Origin of the sequence: Methylobacterium aerolatum (genome assembly GCF_022179085.1) — a bacterium.
In the GTDB taxonomy this organism is placed as follows: Bacteria; Pseudomonadota; Alphaproteobacteria; order Rhizobiales; family Beijerinckiaceae; genus Methylobacterium; species Methylobacterium aerolatum.
In genome coordinates, this window is the sequence record NZ_BPQE01000053.1 from 1 (window position 1) to 1,967 (window position 1,967).

2 protein-coding genes are annotated in these 1,967 nt (G+C 67.4%); both read left to right on the forward strand.

All coding sequences use genetic code 11. The features are described from left to right. Positions 1 to 237 precede the first annotated feature (237 nt). The gene (locus MFF06_RS22420; protein ID WP_238208388.1) at positions 238 to 672 is read left to right on the forward strand and encodes a tautomerase family protein; all 435 of its coding nucleotides are present in this window, start codon (positions 238 to 240) and stop codon (positions 670 to 672) included. A gap of 269 nt (positions 673 to 941) precedes the next feature. After that, on the forward strand, positions 942 to 1,967 hold a 1,026-nt coding region (locus MFF06_RS22425), incomplete at its 3' end, for a radical SAM protein (protein WP_238208390.1).

Below are 1,967 nucleotides of genomic sequence, written 5' to 3' on the forward strand. Positions count from 1 at the left end.
TCGACCTCGACTACGCCCGGCGCTGGAGCCTCGCCCGCGACCTCCTCATCCTCGTCCGCACCGTCCCCGCCGTCTTCGCCCATCGCGGGAGCCGCTGACGGACGGGGGCGGCGCGGAACGGCGGGGCCCGCGTCCGGCTTGCGATCGCCGCGCCCCTCGTCGGCGTCGTCGGTCTTGGGCGATGGCGCGGCGTCCCGCGTCCCCCGCCGCCGGGGAGAGCACGCCAGGGAGAGCCCGATGCCAACCTACGCCGTTTCCTCCGCCAAGCCCCTCACGCCCGACGAGCGCGCCAGGATCGCCGAGAGCGTGACCGCGACCCACGCCGCCGAGGCCGACGCCCCCCGCTACTTCGTGCAGGTGATCTTCCACGCCCTGGAACCGGGGGCGATCTTCATCGGCGGCGCGCCCGCTTCCCCCGACCACGTCTGGATCCGCGCCGACATCCGGGCGGGACGGAGCCGGGAGCAGAAGGCCCGGATCATGACGCGGCTGATGCGCGAGACGAGCGCGATCCTCGGCATCTCGGAGCAGGACGTCTGGGTCTACATCTCCGACATCCCGGCCCTCGGCGTCCTCGAATTCGGGAACGTCCTGCCGGAGCCGGGCGAGGAGGAGCGGTGGCTCGCCGCCCTGCCCAAGGAACTGCGCGACAAGCTGAGGCGATCCGCCTGACGGGATCAGTCTTCCCAACGCGCAACTGCTAATTGATTTCGAATTACTATTCTATTATTGGATGTATCTCGGCGCGAAGTCGAAATCTAGACTTTCAAAATCGCCGCTCTGCGTCTATGAGACTTCCGATTACGACCGGAAGCCCGCTTCGCTCCTGACTTGCCCACCATCGGCATGGCTTGCCCACCATCGGCGCGGCTTGGCCGGCGGACCTGGCACGGGCGCGCCTCGTCCCGGTCGGCGGCAGCCCGAGACCGGGAACGACGATGATGGCCGACACCCTCGCCCCCCCGACGGCCGATGCCCGCGTCGCGCAGGCGCGGCGGCAGGCCCTGGCGCTGATGCGGCCGCCCTCGCAGATGGGCATCATCTGCATCGACATCACCAACAAGTGCGATCTCGGCTGCTCCAACTGCACCCGGCTGCTCGTCAACCAGGACAAGTTCTGGGACATGACGCCGGAGAACTTCCGGACGGCCCTGCGCAGCCTGGAAGGATATCCGGGCACCATCGCCGTGATCGGCGGCAATCCCTGCATGCACCCCAAATTCGCGGAGCTGTGCCGCATCTTCGCGGAGGAGGTTCCCGACAAGCGCCAGCGCGGGCTCTGGACCAACAACGTCTTCAAGCACGCCGACCTGGCGGCGGAAACCTTCGGCGTGTTCAACCTCAACCCGCACAACAGCAAGCGGGGCGTGGCGTCGCTCGCGCCGCTGAAGGAACGCGGCTGGTACTACGAAGGCCATTCCGACCACTCGTCGCTGCTCGCCGCCATCCAGGACCTCTACGAGCCCGTGGAGATGTGGGAGCGGATCGGCCGCTGCGACATCAACCAGAACTGGTCGGCCTCCATCGTCCAGCTCGGCGGCGACCTGAAGGCGTATTTCTGCGAGGTCGCGGCCTCCTTCGACCTCGCCCGGGGCGGCGGGCACGGCCTGCCCGTGACGCCGGGCTGGTGGCGCGCGCCGATGGAGGCGTTCCACGCCCAGGTCGACCGCTTCTGCCCCGGCTGCGGCATCCCCGCCAAGGTGAAGGGGCACCTCGATCACGAGGAGATCGACACCTATTCCCGTACCAATGCAGATCTCGCGGAGAAATCGGTGGCCAGAAAGAGTCGCAAAGTCCAAGAAGTCGATCGCACCACCTTCGAGACCAACGAAGAGAAGCCGGTGACGCTCTACTCACCGAATCTCTACGTGAAGGGTCCGCGGATCTTCGTGGTCACGCCCTATCACACCGAGTCCCTGGAGTGGCTCAAGCGCTGCCATGACGCTGTCATGGCAGCGCTTGAGCCA

Bases quoted from the DNA above. Each gene is read 5' to 3' on its own strand.
- MFF06_RS22420 (WP_238208388.1), top strand. From the start codon at position 238: ATGCCAACCTACGCCGTTTCCTCCGCCAAGCCCCTCACGCCCGACGAG.